Here is a 24,486-nt window from a genome sequence, read left to right as displayed (position 1 = left end):
TTTTTATTTACTTATTTTGATAATAGATTCGCCTTGATTTCCAGCTGTCTGAGCATTAAGCATGATCCTGTACAAGCGGTCACCCCATACCTCTCTCATGGCTTCGTCATCGAGAACAATTGTGTCTATAGAAACCGAAAATAGTTCTCCATTATATCGGATAGTTAACCTATGAAGGTTCACATCTTGCAGCGCAATGCAGCCTATCCCCTCGACCTGCGGAGCGTGTGGGGTCATTAACATTAGTGTAATATCGTCTGACATGCGCGTTAATTGAAAATAATCTTGAATTTCAATATACGGATTTGAGTCACGAATGAGTTTAATCGCACGCTTCCAGCTAGTGATTCCCGCAGATTCCGGGTAGGCTTTCGCTATGTTCATCGTGATCGAAGCCAATGTCTCGTCTTGGTGATAATGGACTTGATCAGCTTCATACTGTCTGCCAGCCAGTTGCTGAGCCCCATTCACAAGTGGCAGATTGTGATAAGCAGACTGCATCGTCCACAGGCTGTATCGCTCTGAAAAGAAAGATTTCGACGTATAGGAACCTACCCCGGGATCAATAATCATGGGAGAACCATCGCAATATACGATAAAATGTCCAATGTCATTGTGATTATGGCTCTCATCATTGTGTCCACCCTTAGCCGCGAGATACAGCCCCTCGGACGAGCCTTCCTGCTCTCGCGCAACCATGACTTGAATCCCGTCAAACCAAGTATCCCTCAGGTAAGGAGATTCACCGATATAGTGCTCCATTTCTGCGTAATGAAAGATGGCTGACAATTGACGAAACATGATTGAATAGTGTACGAAAGTTGATTCCTCATGCTTTTTCTTCAACTCAATAGCTCCAAGTCCAGACAGCCTAGAATCCTCAATTCTGCGCCCATATCGATACATAAGATCAGCAGGAATGTGAACTTTAGGCGAGCTATCCGCAAAGTTGGCATAAAAGCAGCCATCGATATACGCTTTGTAAATGTAACGACCCACGTTTTGAATCAGTGGCTCTTGAAAGACGTCCAACTTTCCATTCGTGGCTCCATAAAGCAGTTCCAGACCATCGAACAGCATGCCTCCAGCATAGATCCAATATTTCGGCCCTTCTTCACACCCGCCATCGGGATCGAGTCGTTGGATGTACATATCCAAACTGTGCATCGCTTTGACAACCGCTGCCTCACGACGCTGCTGGTCGTCTTCTAAGAGTAAAAATGCCATCAGGCAATTGGAGTTGCACCACGGATTCCAATTGTTCAGCATTTTCTCTTGATTGAATCCCATCCACCAGAAATCAGTACGTTGTAAGTATGGATCAAGAATCCGAGTTTTCACTTCAAGATGTATACGCTCACAAATCATCCTACTCATGGCATCCAGTTTATTTTTCAGCAGATAATACGTCCAAGCCAGCAGTGAAGCAGTTTCAGCAGCGAACAGTTCAATGATTCGGTCTGATACATCCGGAAGCGGATCCTGTCTCCTCATCATATAACCATGTCCGGGGATTCCCCAGAATGTTTCTTCACATATACACCAGATCCCGTTGACGATATCATCCATAAAGCGTCCATGGTTCTCGATACATTCAGCAATAACCAGAGAAGCAAGATCCTGTCTTCGTTCCAATAAAACCGTGTCATATCTGACGCGGTTCCCAGTTCTACTAAAGTCCATGTACTGTGTGGCTGTGATCGTTGGCCATGAATAATTGAACCTGCTTTCGCCCTTATTTATCCAAAAACGTTTCAGATTCTGTGGAAGCTCACACCATTCTGATCGATCTTCACTAGTTGGAAAAGGCTTATAATTTTCCCTGGACAGCAAAACCTCTTTCACAATTTCAGCATCATAACGATCTGCTAACATCGATTTCATCCTCTACATTAGATGTACAGAACCATTAAATCCTCATCATAATAACGCCCGTTATACTTCAAAGCTTTACGTTCAACGCCATAAATTTCAAAACCTAAGGACTTGTACAGTTTCTTGGCAATAACGTTGTCAGATAGAACCATTAAATTGATTTGCTCCAATCCCTCATAACGACTAGCTCTTCCAATCAGCTCCAGCATTAGTTTTTTTCCTAAACCTTGCCCGCCTGCTTCCGGAGCGACATACATCCCATAGACATTTCCCTTATGACTGCTTTTCATACCGCTCTCTCGAACAAAACTTACACTGCCAACCAGCGATCCGCTTTCATCAAAAGCGCCAAGAACGAATTTCCCATCCGCGGGTCTAACTCTCTCTACGAAGGTTTCGAACGTAAACTGTACTTCTCTTTCATAGGTCGAGCCAAAAGCCTCAGGACTGAGTTTCAAAGCTTTTAATCGTAATGCTTGATACAGCCTGGCATCGAAATCCTCCAAAATTCTTATCTTCATCATTCGATTCCTCCTGTCTTCTACTACTAATTACTGTAATTTACTATTCTTCATCACGTTATTAAACCCTTTTAAGATCTGACGGCAAAAAAACCTCTGAACACGGCACAATGGCCTTATCCAGAGGTTGATTAACCGAACCCTTATTGTTCGCGTTTAGGAGCCAACTCAATCGCTTGCTTAATCGCTTCTTTCAGACTTTGCTCGTCCGCAATGCCTTTGCCGGCAATATCGAACGCCGTACCGTGATCTACGCTGGTTCTAATGATCGGAAGACCAACCGTAATATTGACACCGGCTTCTAGGCCTAACACTTTGATCGGACCATGTCCTTGATCATGATACATGGCAACGACGATATCAAAATCCCCCCGCGTTGCGCGGAAAAATAGCGTATCCGCAGGTAGAGGTCCTACGACTTGAATGCCTTCTTCCTGCGCTTTCTTCACGGCTGGAACAACTTTTTCGTCTTCTTCGCCATAGCCAAAAAGTCCGTTCTCTCCCGCATGTGGATTGATCCCGCAGACGGCAATTTTAGGATGCGCATAGCCGGCTTTTTGCAAAGTTTCATGAGCCATTCGGATGACTTTATAGACACGATCCGGATTGATCATACGCACAGCATCTAGAATACCAACGTGTGTCGTGACATGAATGACTTTCAATTTAGGCGCGGAAAGCATCATGGAGAAATCCTCGGTGCCTGTCAAATCCGCCAAAATTTCGGTATGACCAGGGTAAATGTGTCCACCCATATGAAGCGCTTCTTTATTTAGCGGAGCGGTACAAATAGCATCTATGGCTCCAGCGTTAGCCAGTTCAATCGCCTGTTTCAAATACATGAATGCAGCATGTCCGGCTTCCTTGGATACTTGACCTATCGGAAGATCGGCCGGCAATAAGTTTAGGTCATAACAGTCTACAGTTCCGTGCTCAAACTGCGCTTCTTCCACAGAAGCAATTCGGCGTACACGAAGACCAGTTTGAACGAACTGATCCGCTCTCTCCAATAATTTAGCATCACCAATGACAAAAGGACGGCAAGTTTGATAAATTTGAGCATCTTTCAGTGATTTCATGATAATTTCCGGGCCTACACCTGCTCCATCACCCATCGTGATGCCGATAATTGGTCTATTCATTGAAATGTTTCCCCCTTTAATGCTTTTTTAGCATTGGATAAGCTATGCTCTTTCCCGAAAGCTCCCGCTTTTGTAACCGCCCATACGGGTTGATTACGAACAAGGAGGCCTAACGGGATCCCTGGTTCAATTTCTTTTATCAGTTGTATAGAAGATACGCCCAAATGCTTACATACACCCTTAGCCGTATCTCCTCCTGTTAAAATAACCCCTTGTAGCTCGATACTCTCCATAATCTCGGAGGCAATCTCACCCAGAATATGCGAGATCTCGTTGGATACTTCCGTCGAATCTAATCCTCTTTGCAAACCTGCTGACTTCGTCAATCGAACTTGTTCAGGAGATGAACTTGCGCATAGAGAAACATCCAAACCGTTTCGTAATGCGGCCTGAAGCTCTTTTCCACAACGTTCAATCTCTGCCTTTAAACCTTCTTCGGAAGCAATCGCTTGTACCGTATTTAATTCTACGGCGATGACTTGCGGATCCCTGTTATAAGCGGCCACTTGCTCGCGAGTCACCTGTGAAATGCTTCCTGCGACTAACATTACAGGTTTTGTCCCGCCTGATACTTGCGGGGCAGAATCGTTTTTATGAACAGGAAGGGATAAAGCGTCAGGCAGGAAATCAGCCAATCCTGCTGAACCCGCCCATAGTACTTTATAGCTGGTTTGGGCAACCCATTCCGCAATATGCTGAACATCTTCTTCGGTTGCAGCATCAAAAACGATGAGTTCTGATTTTGCTTCAAGAAGTGATTGAATGTTCAGGTGCACCTGATCTTTTCCTGCATGTAGGATTTCTAAAGGAATAAGGCCGACTTTACGTTTGGATTGCGAAGCAAATAATTTCACTAAATCGGATTCTTTGACTGGGCATTTCGGGTCATTGGCGATTTCGGTTTCACTGACTGGAACGCCGTTCAGATAATGTACGCCCTGCAAAGTGGTACGGCCAATCTTAGGGAAAGCCGGGGTAACGACAGCAAAGTCGTAAGGAATGACATCCATTACAGCGTCGATTTCAACTCCCAGATTTCCACGAAGGGTAGAGTCCATTTTCTTATAAATATGTGGGAAAGACGCATGATCAATGTGAATTGCTGCTTCTTTCACTCTGGCATACGCGATCTCTTGTGCAACAGAACGGCTGTCGGTATCGATGACGATAGCCTCCATCGTCTGTTGTGATTTAGATACTTGCTCAGTATCGAAAAACACTTGCGTTTGCAGCCCTTTTCTTGCAAATTGTACACCTGAGTCGGAAGCTCCGGTCAAGTCATCTGCAATGATGGCAATTTGTTTCATGGTGCAGTTCCTCCCATGCAAATCTCGAACGATTTAATTGATTTGACTCTTAGCTCCAATTTTTTTGGCATACCAAGCCGTTACGATCGGTACAAGGATGGCTGTCACGATCACGCAAGAGGCTACCAATGCAGTTGCAGATGGTACGAGCGGAGCATATGCGGCATTCGCCGCGGCTACTGCGGCCGGTACACCTGCTGCATTTCCTGCCGTCGAAGCGGCCGATATACCGGCAATGCCGTTTCCGCCAATCAAACGGTCAATAAGTGTCAAAGTAAGACCCGTTACTGCGACGACGCCAATACCAAGCAATACGCCAAGGAAACCAGCTTTCCAAACCGTTTGAAGATTCAACCCTGCTCCCAAAGCAAAAGCAAAGAAAGGAACTAAGACAGGTACAGCTTTGGACAAAAACTCACGCATTTCTTTGTCTAGATTCCCTAAGATCATACCAACGATTAATGGCAAAATCGCACCAACGAATGTCTGCCATGGAAATGCGGCTAAACCTGCGATACCTAATGAAATCATGGTAAAGAATGGCCCCGATTCCAAGCTCATGACAGAGTAAGCGCCAACATCTTCTTTCTTGCCGAATTGCCCCATTAAAGCCATGTACAATCCGCCGTTTGTATCATTCATGGCCGCTACGATAGCTAATACCGAAATGCCGGCAAAAAAGCCCTCGCTTATCATGCCGTTGCCTAGAAACTTAGCCGCTATAAATCCTACAACGATTGCGGTTAAAATCTTAGTTCCAAGCAAGGTTCCACCCTTTTTCAAAATGTAAGGGGTTGCTTTAAAATTGATGGTTGACCCCATACAGACATAGAACACAGCTAAAATTGGCAAAGATCCCGTCATCAATGCGCCTGTGAAAGAACCAAATGTTTTCCCCATTGTAGGGAATAATGTTGTAATAATAGCCCCCAGAATGAGCGGAACAATCATCATCCCACCGGGAATCCGATCAATGGCTGCCTTAATTCTCATGATGTGCTTCCTCCTAAGAAGTTTTGTTGAGCCTGCAGTTGCAATTTGCAACACATATTAACTTTGTTGCTCATGTGATGATTATAAATCAGGAGTTCCACGATAACAACGGGGTTAATCGTTTAAATTTGCAACACATCTTTCAACTTTCTCCAAAGGGTGGATCGATTAATTCCTAGTCGTTTCGCGGCTTTCGATTGGTTCATCCCTTCTTTTTCTAGTATTTCCAAAAGAATACGCTGCTCAATTTCATCCCAAGTTCCTGATAAATTGATCATCGCCAGTTGACTGGTTGCTTCATTTTGCAACGATTCCTTGACCTTTTGCCAACCTTCTTTCGCTTCATTCGTGCCGATATAATGACCGTTCGTACAAGCAAGCATGCTCTCAAGGACGATCCTCAGTTGATGAATGTTTCCTGGCCATAGCTTGTGCATGAGATCTTCTTCCAGTACCTCCTGCCTGATGCCAACGATTTGTTTGCCGTGCCTCGAGTTATAATTCGCGATTAACACACGGGCGATCTCATCAATATCTTCCAATCTTTCGCGCAAAGGCGGCAGGCTGATATACATATCCATGAAGGCCAGGACAAAGGATGGCTCCATTTCTTCTTTTTTTAGCATTAGCTTAATCGGGTGAGACGTTGTGACAATGAGACGGACATTCGTACCTATTGTCATCGTTGAAAGCAATTTACGCTGCAGCCGCTGACTAACATGCTGGATATTATCCAGACAAATCGTTCCTACAGATTCTTTGAAAAGCAGCCCCGGATAGTCGTCGGTTCCGAGTAAAACCGCTTCCTGCTCCTCCTCCGATAATTGCTCGCAAGGAATGATGTACAGCGCGTCCCCTGCGCTTTCGCTAGCGGAATGAATGGCTTGACAGAATAACTGCTTTCCGCTGCCCTCTTCTCCCGATATCCAAATGGGATTGCGCGTCTGCGCCATCGCTTTGGCACGTTTGATTGCTTGCATAATGACGCTGCTGGAGCCCATCACCTGGGCAAAAGTAGCAATCCGATCCGTTATTTGGAAATTGTAAGTAGCAGTGCTGTTCAGTTGATTTTCTGAAGGATACAAATAAATGAAATAATGGTAGCTTAGACGATTTTGCTTGGAAGGCACGATGATTTCAATGCTTACCTGCCTTTTTTGAAACCATTTTGTTTGCTTATTTACGCCGCTTGTTGTTCCTTTGCCAGCTTCCTCCAAATAACGGCTCCATATCGGATCTATGCCGGCAAGATTCATTCCGCGTATGACAGCGCTGTTATAACCTAATAATGAGGCAGCTGCCTCATTGGCATAAAGAATGCCGCCGCTTTCGTTGACTGCCATGACGCCCGTCCGGTGGTGCTCCAGAATATGCTCAAATAAATGTTCGCTCTCCTGGGCTTTCCAGACGAGCTCATAGATTCGCTTCACCTCTTCAAGCGCTTCAAGCACAGACTCCCGTCCGCTGGTAATCAGGATGCCGTTATAGCCCATTTGTTCAGCTGTATTCACGGTGACAACGTCTCCAAGCACGATTTGGGCATCTTGTTCGAAAGCTTTTTGCAGCGCTTCAGGAACATCATCGGCCCGATCTACCGAATAGATAGGAATTTCATAATCGAGCAGGCTGGATACCTCCGCAACACCGCGGCAAATATTAGGAAAACCAATGATGGCTACCTTGCTATTCGAATTTTTCACCAATGTGAGCACTCTCAAAATATCGTATCCAGAGACTGGAATATCGACCACAGGCGTTGTTACATGACTTTTAATAAGTGTTGAGGTTCCCCCACGGCTCAAAATGATATCATATTTTCCCTTGGCAGCTTGGACGATAGGAAGAGCATTATGAAGATCCGCAACTTCGATATCAATCTTTATCCGCGGATCCTCTTTTGCGATATTCTCTATTAAACCCTTTAGACCGGGGTATGGAGCGATTGCCAGTACTTTGATTTGCATTTGAAATGAGACCCCTTTATAAAAAATGTGATTTCATGTGTTGCACATTACAACAAATATGTATCATTATAAGCTTTTTTGTTTTATTATTGCCAATTATCCAAGTGATTACTTGATTATGCAACAATATATTCGGCGGCTGTATCGTTCTAACCAATGAAATAGCCAGCTTCACATAGACCATAATCATGTGAAGCTGGCTATTTGTTTACATAATATATATTATGTCTCTAATAATTATATCCACTTACTCGACAACTCGAACACGGCTCCCATCCAAAAGCGGTTCCGTAGTAATCAGATCACAAATATGGAGAGTAGTTTAAATGGTTTCAAATTTGACAGGTCTCATAAATAACTTCATAATCTGTTCTTGCGCATCTTGAGCTTTCCAAAGAACAGCGTTCACAGCCTGACAAATGGGCAATTCCACATCATACTTGGCTGACAAATGAAGCAAGGCTTTCACTGTAGCTGCTCCTTCGGCTAATTTCTCAAAGGGCTCTTGTTTGACAAAAGCTTCTCCAAATCGCCGATTATGACTATGTTTGGAAAACACCGTCGCCTCATAATCACCGAGATGACCCAATCCATATACAGTCAACTCATTCCCGCCCATGGCCTTGACTAGCCGGGCTATCTCTTTCGTCCCCCTAGCCATTAATGCACCTTTCAAGCTTGAATAGCCTAATCCGTCCAAGATGCCTGCCGCAATGCCGATCACATTTTTCGCAGCCGCACCAATCTCATTTCCTAATACATCTTCCCCATAATAAAAGCGGATCGTTTCGCTTCCCAAGCTATCAACGATTAACTTCGTAACTTGACTGTCGTCCGAATCAATCACCATACAGTTCGGAATGTCCTGCACGAAGTCTTGCACATGACCTGGGCCGACCCAGATGGCAACATGGACAGGCTGCTGAATTTCTTGCTTAATAACACTTGTTAGCCTTTCCCCGGAATTTTCCTCAAGACCTTTCATACACAGAACAAATGTCTTGTCTGAAAGGTTCAACGAATTAAGCTGCTTGGCAAACCCTCTAAGTTCTTGAGCGCTAATCGCAATAAAGATAAGTTCAGCAAATGCAGCGGCTTCTTCCAAGCTATTCGTCAACTGAATAGGTTGTGGTAACAGTAAATAATCATTTGTTCTCGTCTGCAACAGCTTCTGATAATTGCGGGAAGCCTCTCTTCCCCATAATGTAACATCATGTCCTTGTTGATTAGCATACCAAGACAAAAAAGATCCCCATCTTCCGCAGCCTAATACAGTCACTTTCATTACATAGCACTTCCTTTACGTCAATCTGAGGCCTGAGTACTCTCTATGCATCTCTATTAGCATTATTCGCGAAAAAAGTTGACGATCCTCTCGATGCCCATGAAAATAATACATCCGCCGGAGGGGCGGATGTGAAGTTTGACTATTTTTTTGGCAACCACAAACGATTTGACGTGCGGCCTCCCAGAAGGGGTCTGCCAACTTGTTTTTTTCCAGGCATGCCTGTAGGAATTTTTCTCAGTGATGAAATGCCTCTAGATGGCAAGGCTACAGGACCAGTAGATTTGCTCGCGCTACGAATTGCGGTTAATGTGAGTGTGAAATTGGCAACAAGCAAACCGAGCCTAATTCCCCTAAAACCGACAGTTCGGCAGGTGGAACAACCTGTGTCCCAGCACCAGCGATACGGTGTCGAAGGAACCTGTGTGAAGAATTGCCCTGCCCAGCGGCGTCCGAACGCATCTTCAGCGTAATAATAAAACGTTTGCCCGCCAACGAACCCACTCCACACTTGTCTCGTTTGCCCAGGGTCCACTCTGTACCAGCCGGTTTTGACAAAGGTCGTTGGTCGACAGAGTAAATTAAAGTATCCGAAGGAAATAAAGAGAGTAGCATCCGTGCCGTTTCGGAAACTGAAACCCATCGTTCGTCACTTCCCATCCAATTATAGTAATCTTACAGTTTATACTATGAGATTACTGAAATTCAGAAAGGGACAACCGTTGGCTCTCCTAAAATATTAGTTAGTGCTGGATCGCTAACTTCGCTTTCCATTTTGTTCCGCGACAAGACTCTTAAAATTGTCTAGTTTATAATTCATTTTCTCAAGCGCTATACTCATTTCAGACATTTGCATCTCTATGTCTTCTTTGTGTTTACGAAGAACTTGATAGCAACCTTCATAGTCTTGATCGATATAGAACTGAATAAAGTGGTCGATTTCTTTTAACGGCATATGGGTTCGCTTCAGATGTGTAATGAAAATGAATCGTTCCAGGTCGCCGCTCGTATATTCCCGCTGTCCATTGCTTTTACGATTAGGTGAGGGCAAGACCCCGATTTTCTCATAATAACGTATCGTATCTATGCTCAGGCCCGTCTTCTCAGACAGCTCTGAGATCGAAAGTGTAAGCTCCATACCAAGCCTCCTTTGTAGCAATCTTATCGCCTGGAGTATACTCCATGTCAACCGGAATGGCCGCCTATAAAGCAATAAAGGCCGCTATTTAGCGACCATTCACTGTTTCATGCTGCATTTCGTACTCCATATCTTTTTTGATTTTATCCGGCATTTGGTCCGGCTTAGCGCCAAACCACTTCGTATACATCGATTCGTAAGTTCCGTCTTTGCTAACAGCCTCGATGCCTTTGTTCACTTTGCCGATATATTTATTACGTTTCTTCCCAACGACGGCGTATCGCTCTTTGTTAAACGTTTCTCCAACCATTTTCACTTGTCCTTGCGCTTTGTCCTGCAGAAAATCATGGGCGTTACGCTCATCAAAAATGGCGGCATCCACCGTATTGTTTTTTAATTCGTTGTAGACATCAGCGACATTGGAATAGCTCCGTATTTTTGCTCCTTGAATTTCACCTGCATAGTTAAACGCAGTCGATCCGTTCTTGGTTGCCACCACTTTCTGAGCTAAATCCTCCTTGCTTTTAATGACACCATTGTCGGTAGATGTCAAGACGACCAGCCCTGTTTGAAAATAAGGACTGGAGTAATCAAAATTGTTCTTGCGGGCATTGCTGACCGTCATCCCGGCAATCGCCAGATCTACCGAGCCGGATTTGACGCTCTTGATGAGTTCTCCATGCTCCATGGGAACGAGTTCATACTTAATATCCGCTTTTTTCGCAATTGCTTGCCACAAATCGACCTCGAAGCCCTTCTTATCCCCGTTTTCCATATACGTGAACGGACGGAAGTTTTGCTCAATGCCGACTTTGACCGTTTCCTGTTTCCCGCACCCTGAGGCAGCAAGCATAACCAACAGGACGGCTAACAGAACGATGCCTCGCTTGCTTCGATTTCCAACCATAGCTTGGATACCCTCCTTCTCATAACAACGGTATTATTTGTTAATCGATGAGAGGTTATACTTGGTTATTTACATAGAACTAACGATATGTCGGTGCGATTACTCCCCTATCAGCCTCTAACTTTTCCAGCTCTGTGCCATTCTTCAAATCAATTCTCTCATTTCCTTTTACATTTACAGGCCACTCATGCCCATCATAAGAAACGATCCCTTCTACCGTTCGAACGCTCATCCCGATGAAAAATTTCAGCTTTCCTTCTCGATCCGTCACGGCTCTTAGTCCATTCGGAAATTGCAGGAGCAACTTCCCATCCCGATAAACAATCGATTGCTCCAACGTATTCACCAGTTCAAAAATAACGCCGTCTACTGAGCGACTATAGGCCGTAGCCTCAGCGATTTCTTCTCCGTGGTCGACGGCGTACGGAAGCAGCCCTGTAAACCAAAGTTCACTTTCCGGTCTAGGCATAATCCCACAAAGCCGTTCAACATAATCCAATACGCACAAAATGGCCGGTGAGTAGGTTTGCGTAAAACCCTCTTCGCCTGTCCACGGACTAAGCGCTTGAGAGAAACGCGTCATTTTATTGAAGGCCGCCATGATGGGATACAACACATACGTTAGCTCAACGAATCGGCCGTGATGTTCAAAGGCATGCGGCGCGCGGATCAGGCTGAGAAAATTGGAAGGCCCTGCCCAACTGTTATACGATGAAAAAGGATCAAATCGAGGATCATCCATCGCGATTGAGGTAAAGGGATACTTGGCAAAGAACTTGCGCGTATTGAGCAGATATTTCCGCAGCGCTTGATCGAAAAATGCTTGATCCCCAACTTCGCAAGCTAACACACGCAGAAGGATATCCGATTGAACGCGGACCAGCTCGTCATTTTTATCCCGATCATAGAAGAACTGATCCGCCTCATCAAAGCAGTATTGGAATAAACGATTTAAGCTCGTAGCTGCTTTCTCCCGCCAAAACTCACCGCTTTCCCCTAACTCTTCCGCCATTTTCGCCAAATAAAGGCGCTGACAATACACATTTGCCGTTAAATCCGGTGCAAGGAAAGGCAGAATCGGAGAATCCGGGTTGTACACGCGCGGATCATTCCTATGCGGTGTGTCCGGTACATGCCAGAAGCGCGGCGACAAGTCATGTCCCGTATCGAACGTACAGAACGCTTCCACGGCACCTGTACCGCGCGTATCGCGATAAGTAGCAAGCCACTCGTCATAGCGCTGCATGGCCGTGTACATTTTACGCAGAAATGTCTGATCCTTCCCATTTAGTTGATAATGATTCCACACACTTCGCGCAAGCGGTGTCACCAGTTGAATTTGCCTATACGATGGGCCAGTCTCGGTCAACTTATACGGAATTAAACCATCTTCGCGCTGGTTGTCAGCGAACATTTCATAGGTCGTTTGCGACACGGACGGTAGGAATCGTGAAAGCAGCTCGGCATTAATGGTTCCGGTGCTTTCCAACCAACAACCCAAATAGATGCCGCCTTCATGTAAAATTGGCTTGTCGCCCAGAGTTGGCACCACGCAATCCAACAGTTTACGCAGCGCCTCGTAGTAGACGCTCTCAAATTTATCGGAGGAGGCGGCAAATTTAACGCCATGCTGTACCCATTCTTTCACGACTTGAACATCGGAAGCTTTTTTCAGCTCACCGATCTTTTCCTCCGTTTGAATCCCACGCAGCTTCATAAGCATATCTTCTCTCATCTGTTTCAGCCTCTCTTCTTATCTCATTTAAAAGTTCCAGCATGCTCATGAGTAGATAAGAAAAAGACTGCCAGTGGCAGTCTTTTCTCCCGCAAGCGGATTTCTTATTTGTTATTGTTGAAAATTTTGACTGTACCGGTATAGAAATCGGCCACGCCTTTTTTCACATCTTTTTTGCCAAACCCGATTTCCTGTACGGTTGTTTCAATTAATTTCGTATACTCCGTGTTGCCAGGAGGGTTGTAGCTCACAGCGAACGGTTCTTTGTTCGTTGCTGCAGAGACACGGCTCGTATAATCATAGATGACTTGATCAACGGGATTCGCATCCTTCTTCAACAGCTCACGCATTTTGGATGTAACAGGAACACCGCGGTCATTGCCCAAAATTTTCGCTGCATCCGGATCGTTAATCCAGTAATTCATGAGCATCGCCACTTCTTTCGGATGCTTCGTTTTGGCATAACCGGACAAGCCTTGGCTGGATTCGAATACGACTCCGGTACCTTTCGGTCCGCGAGGTAGTTGGACTAATTCCAGCTTATCGGGAATCAAGTTTTGATGAGCGCCAAGCTGATTGGAAGCTAGCAGACTCATCGCCACTTTGCCGGTAACAACAAGTGATTTGCTCGTATCCGACGGAGGGTTTGACACTTGCAGCGCCGGTGTAACAACGCCGCCAGCTTTGGTCATCGAATCCCATAAGCCGAACCACTCTTCCGCGTCCTGCTGCTCAAAGCCAAGCTTCGCGTTATCCATGTCGTAAAGCATCTTGCCTCTCTGCTTCAAGTAGATATCCATGCCATCGACAGTGAAATTGTAGGTGCCGAATACATCCTTGCCCAACTTATCCGAAATTTCCTTGCTGGTTTTTCCAAATTCTTCCCACGTCCAACCGTCTTTTGGAACGGGGATTCCAGCTTTTTTGAACAACTCCGTATTGACAACAATCCCCCTTGCATTCGCTCCCGCAGAGACATGTAGTAGCTTGCCTTTGAATGTCCCGTACTGAATCATGGATTTATCCATATCACTAAGGTCAAGTTCCTTGCCTACATAAGGGTCCATCTCCAACAAAACGTTTTTATTGGCATAATCAACGACGTTCCCGCCAAGGAAAAATGCATCGGGCGCTGTTCCGGAAGCGAGTTGCGTGTTGAGCTTATCGAAATAACCGGAGCTTGGCGCGAACTCACCAACAATTTTGATATTCGGATTTTTCTCTTCGAACTTGCGCAGCGCTTCATTCGTGCGATCTGCCCGTTTTTGATCGCCCCACCACATCAGCCTTAGCTCAACCGGCTCTGTTTTCGCAGCTCCGCTTGCCGTACTTGCCGCTGGAGCGCTTGTTGTGCCGCTGCTTGTACCTGTGCCTGTTCCTGAGGAGCAAGCCGTTGTCACGGCCGTCAACATGGCCAACGTTGTCATGATCAACTGTTTTTTCATAGATAATTCCCCCTGCTTTTCATGTTATGATCGTTGATACCCTGATCGTAAAGCATTTTTAATGGACATAGAATGTCATTTCTTCGGGTGTTGACTACTCAATTTTTCGGGTTATTTCAAACCCGTAGTCGCAATGCCTTCCAAGAAATATTTCTGGAAAGATAGGAAAATCGTCATGATCGGTACCAGTGAAAGCACAGACATCGCCAGCAGCGCACCCCAATCTGATTCCCCGGAAGGATCAAACAAAGAGCGGATCCCAAGTTGAACAGTGAACAATTTGATGTTGTTCAAATAAATCATTTGCGAGAAGAAGTCGTCCCACGTCCAGATAAAGGTGAAAATGGCAGTTGTAATTAATGCCGGCACCAGCAGCGGCATCATAATCCGAAAATAGATTTGACCTTGTCCACATCCGTCAATCGTTGCACTCTCATCCAGCTCTTTCGGAATACCTCGGATGAACTGCACCATAAGCAGGATGAAGAAAGAATCATGAGCCAGCCATTTGGGTACGATCAGCGGCAGGTACGTGTTAATCCACTCAAATTTGTTATAAATAATGTACTGCGGGACTAAAGTGACATGGTAAGGCAGCATGATCGTCACCAGCATAAGACTGAACCAAAGCTTTTTGAATCTGAATTCCAAACGGGCAAAAGCATAAGCAGCGAATGAGCACGTAATGATGTTTCCAAGAACTGAAAGTACCGAAATTTGCGCGGAATTCAGGAAAAACCGGCCGAACGTCGTTCCCTGCAGCCCTTTCCAGCCGTTAATATAATTATCGAATGTAAATGTTGATGGCCAAAGGCTTGTATTTGAGAATATGAGCTGATTCGGTTTAAACGACGCGCTGAGCAGCCACAAGACGGGATACAGCATCAGCAAGCCAAAAGCGATAATCAACAAATGTTTAAGTAATTTTGTATAGTTCCTGTTCACAGTCATTGCATCATCCCCTTTCATCCTTGCCATCGCCGTAAAATACCCAATACTTTGAGGTCAGGAACACAACGGCCGTTAATACGCCAATCACAACTACCATGATCCACGCAAGCGCAGACGCATACCCCATATCGAAGAACGCAAATCCTTTTAAATACAGATACAGTGTATAAAATAGGGTTGAGTTAACCGGGCCTCCACGCCCGTCACCGATCACATAACCAGGTGTAAACACCTGGAAAGAGTTAATAATGCTCATGACGAGGTTAAAAAAGATAACTGGCGACAACAGCGGCAGTGTGATCTGAAAAAACTGCCTGATCTTTCCTGCACCATCCACTTGCGAGGCTTCATACAGATCTGCAGGCACTTGCTTCAGTCCTGCCAAAAAGATAACCATCGCAGATCCAAACTGCCACACCGACAGAGTAATGATCGTGGATAAGATATAATCCGGATGTGCTACCCAAGCCGGCCCCTCTATGCCAAACAAGCTCAAAAATTGGTTGAACAATCCATCTCCATCGAATATTTTACGCCATACGATGGCAATCGCAACGCTTCCCCCAAGCAGAGAAGGGATATAGTAGACGGTGCGGTAAACGCCTAGCGCTCGAATTCCTTTATTCAGCGCCATTGCCACCAATAAGGCAAATATCAATCGAAGAGGCACGGACAGCAAGGCATATTGGAACGTTAGTCCCATCGAATGCAGAAAGGAGTCGTCTTCCTTAAAGATTTGTACATAATTGTCCAGTCCTAGCCACCTGGGCCTGTTCAGTAAATTGAATTTCGTGAACGACAGATACAGCGAACCCACCATTGGTCCTAAGGTTAAACAGAAGAATCCGACCAGCCATGGCAATAAAAATAAATAAGCCGTACGATTTTGCCTCGAAAGGGCGGATTTTCGTAGAGATGACATGAGCGCCCTCCTCCTTCGTGATCGTTTCGGGTGGCGATGTGCCCCCATTAGGATCATCATAAGGATTTACGGCGCTCCTTTGAATGCTATTTCTTCGGTACTTGATTATCAAATTTTTCAGGTGATTTGAGGCGCACTCGATAATCGGATGGCGAAATCCCGTACATCCGCTTAAATTTCGAACTAAAATAACTCGCATTCGAAAAGCCCGTCAGCTCTGCAATATCCCACAGACTGAGCATCGTCTCCTCTAGCAGCTGTACAGCTTTCCCCATCCGCACATCCGTAATGTATTGAATAAACGTTTTGCCGACTTTGGCTTTGAACATCTCGGAGAAATAGGAGGAATTATAATTAAAACGTTCGGCTAACATGGTTAAATTCAGATCATACATATAATTGTCTTGAATAAATTGCTTGGCAGCCTGAATCATGGAATGATCGGCATCCAGAGAGTCTTTTTCCGGCCCTCCCATGATTTTCACAGCCAGTTTATTCAGAAATTGCTGAGCCTTGGCTGCCGTATCAAAACCCCATACCTGCTCAGGACGAAGCCACAGTTGTTCACTGCTCTCTAAGGCAATGCCGGCCGTAAAGGCCATCGTATCCAGCATCAGATATAACTGAAAAATAAGTTTCACAAAGCGAGCTTGCGAAGCGGTAAAAGAGGCACTCAGCTCTTTGTAAACCGCTTGCTCAAACGCGACCAAATCGCCTCGCGTCACATAGCGCTGCAGCACCTTCGTCGTTTCCTCCGAAAGAACGACCTCCATGGCGCCATGCTGCTGAATGACATTCGAACCATGATTCCCTTTCAAATTCCAAGCCAATAATGCAGATAAATAACCATCCTTCCATTGTCTTAGGCCAGTCACCGCCTGACCTATACCAATCGCAGGCTCGAATCCCAAATGATCGGTTACGGCTTGACGTAAGTTTTGAACGAAAGTTCCCAATTCTCCTTCCTCAGTGGCGGTAACGAAATGCATCAATCCCGCATAATTCGCATCGCGAAACACATGATACAGACCCTTTGAATTGTCTGCCGCTTCTCTGCAGAGCATTTCGAAAGGCAATCGCAATTTGTCAGGTGAACGTTCCTGCTGCATCGTGTGGCGCTCTATTAAACCTGCAGTAACGAAACGCACTTGTCGGCTTTCCCATGCATCCAGTTGAAACCACTTGGCTCTTTCCCGCAGTACGGACTCCCGTTCCACCTCTTCTTTGACAAGATGAACAAGAAAATGTTCTTTCATTTCCTTGTAATATTGCGAGAGCCGCCACTGCATCATGGCTTGTTGGTCACGTTCATTCCTTAATCCATCCAGCTCCTGAATAATTTTGACCAGCGTTTCAGTTAGTTCATCTTGGGTCACAGGCTTGAGCAAATAATTCCTTGCTTGATTGCGAATCGCCGCTTTGGCATAATGAAAATCCTCATAACCTGTAATAACAATCAACCGCAAGGCGGGATACTGTTCGTAGCAAGCTTCCAAAAAGGACACTCCGTTCATGACGGGCATATTCATATCCGTGATGACCACATCAGCAGGATGCTGTGTCAGCCACTCCATGGCTTCAGCTCCGTTGCCTGCCTCACCTGCAATGTTCAAGCCTAAGCGTTCCCAGTCAACCTTAAGCTTCAAGCCAAGGCGGATTTCCGGTTCATCATCGACAATAAGCACTTTATACATCTAGGCTCCCTCCTTGAATAGGTAAACTCAGTGAGATACTTGTGCCTGCCAACTCACCCGGCGTAATTTCGAACTCGAACAAATTGCCGTAGTAGAGTTGGCATCTGGCCAAAACATTGCGCAAACCGATTTGCTCCGACCTTGTTTTCAAAATATGGTCAAAATGAGAAGTCAAAGACTCAGCGCGCAGCTGCTGGTATAGGTCCAACGATATTCCCGTGCCGTTATCAGCAACGGTGAGAATTAAGCGCTGATCTTCACGTTGTACTCTAACAACTACTTTCGCTTCAGCCTGCTCTTTAAAGCTGTATTTTACAGCGTTTTCAATCAGCGGTTGCAAAATAAACTTAGGAATAACACATTGACGAAGCGACTCCTCTTCTTCCATTGAGAGATGCAGTCTATCGGCAAAACGAATTTGTAAAATGGAAGCATAATGGCGGACATATTTCAGTTCCTCTTCAAGTGGCGTTAAATCGTTGCTGATTTTCAAGGAAAAACGCATCATTTTCCCCAACGCTTCTATGACCTTCACGGTATCCTGTGTACGATGCTGCATAGCCAAACTGCTTAATAATTCGAGCGTATTAAATAAAAAATGCGGATTAATTTGCATCAGCAAAGCTTTATATTCCGCCTGCTGCTTCAACAGCTTTAGCTCAAATTCCGTTTTGATATGATACCGGAGCCGACTGACCATGTTTCGAAACGTTGCCGTGACATAACTGACTTCATTGCGCACCTTTTCGCCCTCAGGGATTCGATTCTCAGCGCCGTCAAAATCGCCCATCTGAACATAACGCATGCCGGATGCCAGCCGTGAGAGCGGTTTCGAAATACCATGCGAAAGCCAAATTGCCGCAATAATTGCCCCTACCAGCAGCAAGGAACCGAAGATCAGGAGACTTGTGCGCAGCTTGTACAACTTGCCGTACAAATCAACTTCAGGGACAATGCCAACCAACAGCCAATTGTTAAGCTTCAGCTTTTTATAAACCATAATATCCTTAGCGCCAGCTTCATTCTCCAGATAAATAACACCGTTCTGCTGCGTGCTGTTGCGAATTGTTTCCATTTGTTTGGCAGCCTCGGGGTGAGAGTCGTATTCGTGCTGTCCGAGAACGGATTCCCCTTGACCATCCAGCAGGAAAATCGTACCTTTTTCACCTAAATGAATCCGACTTAAAGGCTCAAGGAAAAATTGAGAGCTGACATTAATCTTCATCATATTTCTGGATTGCAAGGGCTCGAATGTGCCGATTGGGAGCAATAAACTGAGTACGTCAAACGTTTTCGAACGATTCAGTTCAATCGGATCTTTATGAGCAGACACCCATTGAATGCCTCTCGTTTTAAAACGATCGTACCAAGCTTCCTTCTTGAACGACGAATCGTTCATCATTTGATTGTCCGCCGTGATCCACAAGCCCTCCTGCCGATACACCGTCACCGACGAAACAATCGAATAATTATTAGTGGTTTGGGTTAGAAACTGGCTGAGATTAATGTTTGCCAGCATTTTTTCACCTGCCGGCAATGCAGGATCTGACAGGGTATTGTCCCAGTTTTTCACCGTCGAACTGTTAAAAACAATGGATGAAACATCGTAGATCTGAACCAACGCCATGTTGACGAATGACCCGTATTCGTCCATTTTTTCGAAAGCGGACGATTCGATATAGGACCGTATAATGGATCGTGACTCCGTAAAAAACAAGTACGACATCGTCCCGAACGAGACGAACAACAAGACGACGAAAAAAACGATCAATCGGTTTTTTAGCGAGTAGAACATGTACGGCCCCCTCTAGCTCGTTGTGGCATCTTTAATTACATTCCATATAACGCCTTCGGGCAGCTTTTTGTCAACTGCTAAAAACATTGTAAATAAAAAAAATGCCACATTGACTGCGGCATTTCATCCCTTTATTTGCTGACTTTATTCCTCTTCACCCACTTCAACTTCTCCATTTAACTGATCCGCATATGCTCGAATTAAATCATATTCATGATTGGTTTCGGCGTTTTCCGCCTGTTCATCCGCTTGAAATTGCATCCACATCTCATTATCAATCTGCATGCTGCCAACCCCTTCGTGTTGTTGCAATTAGAATTTCCTATCCGGGAATTGTTATCCTTTCACCATAGAAAGTTTTCCTTCTACTGACTGCATCACGACACGTATACTAGAAAAGTAAGAACTCTGAAAGGAGATATGGCTAATGATTGTAGCAGAACAAATTTACCGGTCGTATGGAATGGATAAAGACCAATTTATCACCTTTATGAAAGAACGAAGTTTGCATACAGCTATTCAATCGCTTGGCATCGACTTCGTGGAATTGGCGCCTGATCGAGTTGTCATGTCCATGCCGGTCGGACCTAGCACCCATCAGCCTGCCGGCATCCTGCATGGCGGAGCCTCGGTTCTATTGGCGGAAACAGCCGCTTCCATTGCCTCAGAGATTAATATCGTCGATAAAGAAAAGTATGCGGCGGTTGGGTTAGAAATTAATGCGAATCACCTTAAAAGCAAACGAGATGGCATTGTAACAGCAGTTGCCACACCTATACACAAAGGCCGGAAAACGATGGTTTGGGATATTCGCATCTCCGATGAGAAGAGTCAACTGATTTGTATTTCACGCTGTACCGTCGCAATTATAGATAAAAAATGACGAAAACAGCCCAGACAATGTGTCTAGGGCTGTTTATACATCGTTATGTAAGCTTACTCCTCTGCATAAATCATTTTAACCGTCATACCGCCGTCGATGGTTAGATTCTGACCAGTAATGAAACCGGCTTTCTCATCGGCCAGGTAGAGACAAGCAGCGGCAATATCTTCTGGTTTGCCTACTCTGCCTACCGGATGTTGTTTTTTATCCACTTCGGAATGAACAATGCTGCCTTCGACAGCCGGATAGTGCCAATCCCGAACCTCAATCCATCCGGGTGAAATGGCGTTGACACGAATGCCATATTCGCCCAAGCTTATAGCCATCGCATGCGTCAGTGCTGAGATGCCGCCTTTTGAAGCCGAGTAGGCCTCTGTGTTAGGCTCTGACATATACGCCCGTGTTGACGAGATATTGATGATGGCGCCGCCTTGCCCTTTCGCCTTCATCACACGTGCCGCGGCTTGCGAACATAGGAAAGCTCCGCCTAAATTCACGGAGATGACCCGTAAGAACTGTTCACTCGTGAGATCAAACACGTCCGCGTTATGCATAATCCCTGCATTATTAACAAGAACGTCAATCCCGCCTAAGTCAGAGACCGTGCGCTCCATCCACTGCCTAACTTCGTCTTCCTTCGAAACATCAACCTTCGTGAAAACGACATGTTCTGTATAGGAATTCAAGAGTTTTACCGTCTCCAAACCGGCATCTTCATGAATATCCGCTATGGAAACACTGAACCCTGCTTGAGCAAAGGCAAGAGCGATCGCACGTCCAATGCCATGCCCACCACCTGTGATTGCTGCTACTTTTCGCATAATCGTCACCTCATCTATTTATTTTTCATTATTTTACTATAACGGATTTGATCAAACATGTGTAATCGCCTATGCAATGGAATTGCAAGAGAAGGAAGTAGAGCATGTCACATGGAATTACTTCCTTGACCAATTAAATCCTTCATCTGGAGTGCTGCTCAAATATGACAAGCTATATGACTGATTATAAAACGTTTACTGCCCGAGATGGCGCTAAACTGCCTTACCGGCATTTCGAAGGACCTTCCGATATTGTGCTCATTTTTTTGCATGGCATTACAGAACCCAGCCTCTATTTACGTGAGTTTGGTACATACATGTCCGAACAACATTTGGCAACTGTCCTCTTACCCGATTTACGCGGTTATGGAGAAAATCCGCTTCGCCGAGGCGACATCGATTATATCGGACAGCTGGACGATGACATCGAAGATTTAATTCACCACATCCAAAGTTGTTATCCGGATGCAACTATCATCTTTGGCGGTCATTCTGCAGGTGGAGCTACGGCTCTGAGGCAAACAATTCGCCCGATTCACGCGAATATTCATGCCTATTTGCTTATTTCTTCTGCTCTTAGTCCCAATTCTCCACTTGCTCGCAAAGACGGCAACAATAATGAATCTACAGTAAGCATTCCGAAATATGCGTTGTTGATGGGACTCAATGCAATTGGCATTACCAAGTTTAACCATACCGTTGTTTATCGACGACTTACGCCTCAGGATAAACTGCATGGCACTGAAACTTGCCAGCTAAGCTATCGATTGGCTGTAACCCGCATGTTAGATAATCAATATGAGAACTATTTGCGCCAATTAAACGCGTCTACTTTCGTCCTCGTTGGTGAAGAAGATGAAGTCTTTAATGCCCACGCCTATGAACCTTTGTACAACAAATATACACCTGCCAAAGTCCGCGTTCTAGCTGACCATGACCATGACAGGATCGTAAAATCGGAAGAAGCTCTATCTATTGTAGGCGAGTGGCTGCAAGACGTTCGAGCGAACCAAGCTAAACCTTAAAAATTAGCAGATATAAAAATGACTTGAATTTCCCCGTAGGAATTCAAGTCATTTCGATTTATATTGCCTGCCTGTTAGTTATAAGTTATTTTCAAACCCAATTCAGCCGCACGGTTAAGCGCCCCTTCAGAGAATTTAGGTTTCTTATATCTTTGTTCAAATTCTTCTTTGTCTAGCGGGATCCATTTAAAATCTTTATTCTGATAGATCCACGTCTTCGTTCCCCAATCCACGTGGATGGTCCGGTTCGTTACTTTTTTGATGACGCCAATTTCAATGATAAAACCCGTTTTGCCAAATAATTTGGCACAATATTTGTTCAGCATTTCGCTCACGATGACACCCCATTTCTCTATACCTCGCTCTATTCTCTTATAAAATGCTTGTTAATGCAACCATGGCAAGTCCCTCTTAACACAAAAAAGGCACCAACCTTGGTGCCTAACTTGCTTCAAGCCTTACGCTAAAATTGAATTGGATCGGAGAGATTGAAGGATTGCAGATGCAATTTCAACCGAAGTATCCTGGTGTTGATACTCTTCGCCGAATGAAGTGCGAAATAGCTGATTGATGGCTTGGCTAAAGCTGTGCGCATCTAAATCTGAAACTTGTTTCGTTATATAAATTGTTAGCGTTCGCGCTTCACCTTCATATTCGTCTTCAAGACCATGCATGTCCAGCAGTCCGATAGGATCCCATGCATCCAGGTGTTGTTTGACGATCTCCATAATGGGTGAGGGATCATAGGGTAGAGAATTCAAATACGCATTTTCTTTGACAATCTCTTTTCTAATACTCCACATCATATAATTCATTTTTGTTTGCTCAGATACCGCTCTAAACTTCAATGGTTAAGCCTCCTTTATTGGACGCTCTCTTGATTCTCTGTCATCAACTTGTCAGACTTTGTCATCCGTTTGGCAGATCGTTCAATTATCGCCCCATTGAAGTTTAGCATTTTCCCCGTCCCTTGAGCAATACATGCCATCGGATGTTCCGCTAGATACACAGGTACACCTAATTCTTGTTGTAGACGCTTGTCCAGTCCTTCCAGTAAAGCGCCGCCACCGCAAAGCAGAATGCCTTGCTCCATAACGTCGCCAGCGAGCTCTGGAGGGCATTTCTCCATGGCAAGCCGTATGCACTCCACAATTGAAATCATAAAATCATCAAAAATCTCATAAATCTCCGTCGAAGAGATCGTAATGCTACGTGGCAAACCTTCCATCAAGTCACGCCCCCGAATGTCCATCGTGATTTCCTTCACAGGTTTCACGACCGTTGCGACGTTCTTCTTGATTTCCTCTGCCGTTCGCTCACCAATAACCATATTGTAGGCACGTTTCACATATTCAATAATATCCTGATCAATCGACATGCCTCCACGGCGAATTGCCTCACTTACAACAATGCCGCCAAGTGAGATAATCGCAACTTGGCTCGTTCCTCCGCCAATATCAAGGACCATGCTGCCTATGGGTTCTTCGACAGGAAGTCCTGCTCCCATCGCTGCGGCCAGCGGCTCTTCTACCGTTGTTGACCGCCTCGCTCCTTTATGAACGATCATCTCTTCAACGGCCCGCTTTTGCACATTCGTAATACCGCATGGCACGGAAATCAAAACGTGAAAGCTCCGGAACCAATTGTATCCTTTTCTAATTTTGCCAATAAAATATTTAAGCATCGCTAAGGTCATATCAAAATTAGCAATGACGCCATCTTTTAACGGATAAATGACTTCCACATTAGCTGGAGTTCTCCCAATCATATCATAGGCTTCTTGGCCAATAGCTTTGATTTCCCCTGTATCTGTTTGAATGGCGACTACGGACGGCTCTTGCAGAACAATACCTTTTTTTTGCTGGTAAATTAGCGTATTACAGGTGCCCAAATCTACACCAAACAGTTCTTCCAATCTCTTTAACATGACTCGCTCCTTCTCGCTGTTTATTAGACGATGCCCCTAGTAGCGTGTGTATTTAAATGATTATGACTAACTGCATCTGTATACTTGTTCGCACTGCCAAGCCATTCTACGGGGGTATGCCAATAAACACCAATCATTCCCAAGACAAAAAAAAGG

General features: G+C 45.0%; 23 protein-coding genes. 2 read left to right on the top strand and 21 right to left on the bottom strand.

What is annotated here, in order from left to right; translation table 11 throughout:
- Window positions 1–3: 3 nt before the first annotated feature.
- From RQP52_RS06605 to RQP52_RS06525, 17 genes are all read right to left on the bottom strand, one after another.
- Window positions 4–1,875 carry a heparinase II/III domain-containing protein gene (locus RQP52_RS06605; protein ID WP_315950226.1) on the bottom strand — a complete coding sequence of 624 codons (1,872 nt, stop codon included), beginning with the start codon at window positions 1,873–1,875 and terminating at the stop codon, window positions 4–6.
- Window positions 1,876–1,892: 17 nt separating this feature from the next.
- Window positions 1,893–2,396: a GNAT family N-acetyltransferase gene (locus RQP52_RS06600; RefSeq protein WP_315950225.1), complete on the bottom strand. Its 504-nt coding sequence runs from the start codon at window positions 2,394–2,396 to the stop codon at window positions 1,893–1,895.
- A gap of 143 nt (window positions 2,397–2,539) precedes the next feature.
- Entirely contained in the window at window positions 2,540–3,538 is a 999-nt protein-coding gene (pdxA, locus tag RQP52_RS06595; RefSeq protein ID WP_315950224.1) for a 4-hydroxythreonine-4-phosphate dehydrogenase PdxA, read from the bottom strand.
- A complete protein-coding gene (locus RQP52_RS06590; RefSeq protein WP_315950223.1) occupies window positions 3,535–4,845 on the bottom strand; it encodes a four-carbon acid sugar kinase family protein in 1,311 nt (436 codons plus the stop codon). The genes pdxA and RQP52_RS06590 overlap by 4 nt, the downstream gene beginning before the upstream one ends.
- Before the next feature lie 33 nt (window positions 4,846–4,878).
- Window positions 4,879–5,838, bottom strand: coding sequence for a 2-keto-3-deoxygluconate permease (locus RQP52_RS06585; RefSeq protein WP_127457205.1), 960 nt, complete (start codon window positions 5,836–5,838; stop codon window positions 4,879–4,881).
- A 122-nt stretch (window positions 5,839–5,960) separates the two neighbouring features.
- Entirely contained in the window at window positions 5,961–7,802 is a 1,842-nt protein-coding gene (locus RQP52_RS06580) for a sigma-54-dependent Fis family transcriptional regulator (protein WP_315950222.1), read from the bottom strand.
- Between the two features lie 322 nt (window positions 7,803–8,124).
- Window positions 8,125–9,087, bottom strand: coding sequence for an NAD(P)H-dependent glycerol-3-phosphate dehydrogenase (locus RQP52_RS06575; protein WP_315950221.1), 963 nt, complete (start codon window positions 9,085–9,087; stop codon window positions 8,125–8,127).
- Between the two features lie 142 nt (window positions 9,088–9,229).
- Window positions 9,230–9,730 carry a DUF1036 domain-containing protein gene (locus RQP52_RS06570; RefSeq protein ID WP_315950220.1) on the bottom strand — a complete coding sequence of 167 codons (501 nt, stop codon included), beginning with the start codon at window positions 9,728–9,730 and terminating at the stop codon, window positions 9,230–9,232.
- Between the two features lie 114 nt (window positions 9,731–9,844).
- Entirely contained in the window at window positions 9,845–10,225 is a 381-nt protein-coding gene (locus tag RQP52_RS06565) for a MerR family transcriptional regulator (protein ID WP_315950219.1), read from the bottom strand.
- A gap of 88 nt (window positions 10,226–10,313) precedes the next feature.
- Window positions 10,314–11,132, bottom strand: a complete 819-nt coding sequence (locus RQP52_RS06560) for a transporter substrate-binding domain-containing protein (RefSeq protein ID WP_315950218.1) — start codon at window positions 11,130–11,132, stop codon at window positions 10,314–10,316.
- A gap of 79 nt (window positions 11,133–11,211) precedes the next feature.
- Complete coding sequence (locus tag RQP52_RS06555; RefSeq protein ID WP_315950217.1) at window positions 11,212–12,867, bottom strand: MGH1-like glycoside hydrolase domain-containing protein; 1,656 nt, start codon at window positions 12,865–12,867, stop codon at window positions 11,212–11,214.
- Between the two features lie 104 nt (window positions 12,868–12,971).
- A complete protein-coding gene (locus RQP52_RS06550; RefSeq protein WP_315950215.1) occupies window positions 12,972–14,312 on the bottom strand; it encodes an ABC transporter substrate-binding protein in 1,341 nt (446 codons plus the stop codon).
- A gap of 111 nt (window positions 14,313–14,423) precedes the next feature.
- Window positions 14,424–15,263 carry a carbohydrate ABC transporter permease gene (locus RQP52_RS06545; RefSeq protein ID WP_315950214.1) on the bottom strand — a complete coding sequence of 280 codons (840 nt, stop codon included), beginning with the start codon at window positions 15,261–15,263 and terminating at the stop codon, window positions 14,424–14,426.
- A 4-nt stretch (window positions 15,264–15,267) separates the two neighbouring features.
- Window positions 15,268–16,185 (bottom strand): carbohydrate ABC transporter permease, encoded by a 918-nt coding sequence (locus RQP52_RS06540; protein WP_315950212.1) that lies wholly within the window; start codon window positions 16,183–16,185, stop codon window positions 15,268–15,270.
- Window positions 16,186–16,271: 86 nt separating this feature from the next.
- Entirely contained in the window at window positions 16,272–17,879 is a 1,608-nt protein-coding gene (locus RQP52_RS06535; protein ID WP_315950211.1) for a response regulator, read from the bottom strand.
- Window positions 17,872–19,674 (bottom strand): sensor histidine kinase, encoded by a 1,803-nt coding sequence (locus tag RQP52_RS06530; RefSeq protein ID WP_315950209.1) that lies wholly within the window; start codon window positions 19,672–19,674, stop codon window positions 17,872–17,874. The genes RQP52_RS06535 and RQP52_RS06530 overlap by 8 nt, the downstream gene beginning before the upstream one ends.
- Window positions 19,675–19,818: 144 nt before the next feature.
- A complete protein-coding gene (locus RQP52_RS06525) occupies window positions 19,819–19,959 on the bottom strand; it encodes a hypothetical protein (RefSeq protein WP_315950207.1) in 141 nt (46 codons plus the stop codon).
- A 205-nt stretch (window positions 19,960–20,164) separates the two neighbouring features.
- Between RQP52_RS06525 and RQP52_RS06520 the strand changes: the two genes are divergently transcribed.
- Window positions 20,165–20,557 (top strand): PaaI family thioesterase, encoded by a 393-nt coding sequence (locus RQP52_RS06520; RefSeq protein WP_315950415.1) that lies wholly within the window; start codon window positions 20,165–20,167, stop codon window positions 20,555–20,557.
- A gap of 53 nt (window positions 20,558–20,610) precedes the next feature.
- On the opposite strand, the gene RQP52_RS06515 is transcribed toward RQP52_RS06520, so the two are convergent.
- On the bottom strand, window positions 20,611–21,378 hold the full coding sequence (locus RQP52_RS06515; protein ID WP_315950206.1) for a glucose 1-dehydrogenase: 768 nt from the start codon (window positions 21,376–21,378) through the stop codon (window positions 20,611–20,613).
- 176 nt (window positions 21,379–21,554) lie between these two features.
- Between RQP52_RS06515 and RQP52_RS06510 the strand changes: the two genes are divergently transcribed.
- On the top strand, window positions 21,555–22,403 hold the full coding sequence (locus RQP52_RS06510; RefSeq protein WP_315950205.1) for an alpha/beta hydrolase: 849 nt from the start codon (window positions 21,555–21,557) through the stop codon (window positions 22,401–22,403).
- Between the two features lie 74 nt (window positions 22,404–22,477).
- Here RQP52_RS06510 and RQP52_RS06505 read toward each other — a convergent pair whose 3' ends face one another.
- From RQP52_RS06505 to mreB, 3 genes are all read right to left on the bottom strand, one after another.
- Window positions 22,478–22,738 carry a hypothetical protein gene (locus tag RQP52_RS06505; RefSeq protein WP_315950203.1) on the bottom strand — a complete coding sequence of 87 codons (261 nt, stop codon included), beginning with the start codon at window positions 22,736–22,738 and terminating at the stop codon, window positions 22,478–22,480.
- 123 nt (window positions 22,739–22,861) lie between these two features.
- Complete coding sequence (locus tag RQP52_RS06500) at window positions 22,862–23,251, bottom strand: hypothetical protein (RefSeq protein ID WP_315950201.1); 390 nt, start codon at window positions 23,249–23,251, stop codon at window positions 22,862–22,864.
- A gap of 14 nt (window positions 23,252–23,265) precedes the next feature.
- Window positions 23,266–24,330 (bottom strand): rod shape-determining protein, encoded by a 1,065-nt coding sequence (mreB, locus tag RQP52_RS06495; RefSeq protein ID WP_315950199.1) that lies wholly within the window; start codon window positions 24,328–24,330, stop codon window positions 23,266–23,268.
- Window positions 24,331–24,486: the final 156 nt, after the last annotated feature.

The sequence above is a fragment of the Paenibacillus violae genome (assembly GCF_032461945.1).
Lineage (GTDB): Bacteria > Bacillota > Bacilli > Paenibacillales > NBRC-103111 > Paenibacillus_E > Paenibacillus_E violae.
The sequence above is the reverse complement of the archived record's forward strand: the minus strand, read 5'-3'. Positions and strand labels throughout refer to the sequence as shown.

Excerpts from the sequence above, each read along its gene's own strand:
- RQP52_RS06570 (WP_315950220.1), bottom strand. The coding sequence starts at position 9,730 with ATGGGTTTCAGTTTCCGAAACGGCACGGATGCTACTCTCTTTATTTCC.
- RQP52_RS06585 (WP_127457205.1), bottom strand. The coding sequence starts at position 5,838 with ATGAGAATTAAGGCAGCCATTGATCGGATTCCCGGTGGGATGATGATT.
- RQP52_RS06540 (WP_315950212.1), bottom strand. The coding sequence starts at position 16,185 with ATGTCATCTCTACGAAAATCCGCCCTTTCGAGGCAAAATCGTACGGCT.
- pdxA (WP_315950224.1), bottom strand. The coding sequence starts at position 3,538 with ATGAATAGACCAATTATCGGCATCACGATGGGTGATGGAGCAGGTGTA.
- RQP52_RS06565 (WP_315950219.1), bottom strand. The coding sequence starts at position 10,225 with ATGGAGCTTACACTTTCGATCTCAGAGCTGTCTGAGAAGACGGGCCTG.
- RQP52_RS06600 (WP_315950225.1), bottom strand. The coding sequence starts at position 2,396 with ATGAAGATAAGAATTTTGGAGGATTTCGATGCCAGGCTGTATCAAGCA.
- RQP52_RS06580 (WP_315950222.1), bottom strand. The coding sequence starts at position 7,802 with ATGCAAATCAAAGTACTGGCAATCGCTCCATACCCCGGTCTAAAGGGT.
- RQP52_RS06525 (WP_315950207.1), bottom strand. The coding sequence starts at position 19,959 with ATGCAGATTGATAATGAGATGTGGATGCAATTTCAAGCGGATGAACAG.
- RQP52_RS06555 (WP_315950217.1), bottom strand. The coding sequence starts at position 12,867 with ATGAGAGAAGATATGCTTATGAAGCTGCGTGGGATTCAAACGGAGGAA.
- RQP52_RS06510 (WP_315950205.1), top strand. The coding sequence starts at position 21,555 with ATGACTGATTATAAAACGTTTACTGCCCGAGATGGCGCTAAACTGCCT.
- RQP52_RS06520 (WP_315950415.1), top strand. The coding sequence starts at position 20,165 with ATGAAAGAACGAAGTTTGCATACAGCTATTCAATCGCTTGGCATCGAC.
- RQP52_RS06590 (WP_315950223.1), bottom strand. The coding sequence starts at position 4,845 with ATGAAACAAATTGCCATCATTGCAGATGACTTGACCGGAGCTTCCGAC.
- RQP52_RS06545 (WP_315950214.1), bottom strand. The coding sequence starts at position 15,263 with ATGACTGTGAACAGGAACTATACAAAATTACTTAAACATTTGTTGATT.
- RQP52_RS06530 (WP_315950209.1), bottom strand. The coding sequence starts at position 19,674 with ATGTTCTACTCGCTAAAAAACCGATTGATCGTTTTTTTCGTCGTCTTG.
- RQP52_RS06535 (WP_315950211.1), bottom strand. The coding sequence starts at position 17,879 with ATGTATAAAGTGCTTATTGTCGATGATGAACCGGAAATCCGCCTTGGC.
- RQP52_RS06560 (WP_315950218.1), bottom strand. The coding sequence starts at position 11,132 with ATGGTTGGAAATCGAAGCAAGCGAGGCATCGTTCTGTTAGCCGTCCTG.
- mreB (WP_315950199.1), bottom strand. The coding sequence starts at position 24,330 with ATGTTAAAGAGATTGGAAGAACTGTTTGGTGTAGATTTGGGCACCTGT.
- RQP52_RS06550 (WP_315950215.1), bottom strand. The coding sequence starts at position 14,312 with ATGAAAAAACAGTTGATCATGACAACGTTGGCCATGTTGACGGCCGTG.
- RQP52_RS06575 (WP_315950221.1), bottom strand. The coding sequence starts at position 9,087 with ATGAAAGTGACTGTATTAGGCTGCGGAAGATGGGGATCTTTTTTGTCT.
- RQP52_RS06515 (WP_315950206.1), bottom strand. The coding sequence starts at position 21,378 with ATGCGAAAAGTAGCAGCAATCACAGGTGGTGGGCATGGCATTGGACGT.
- RQP52_RS06605 (WP_315950226.1), bottom strand. The coding sequence starts at position 1,875 with ATGTTAGCAGATCGTTATGATGCTGAAATTGTGAAAGAGGTTTTGCTG.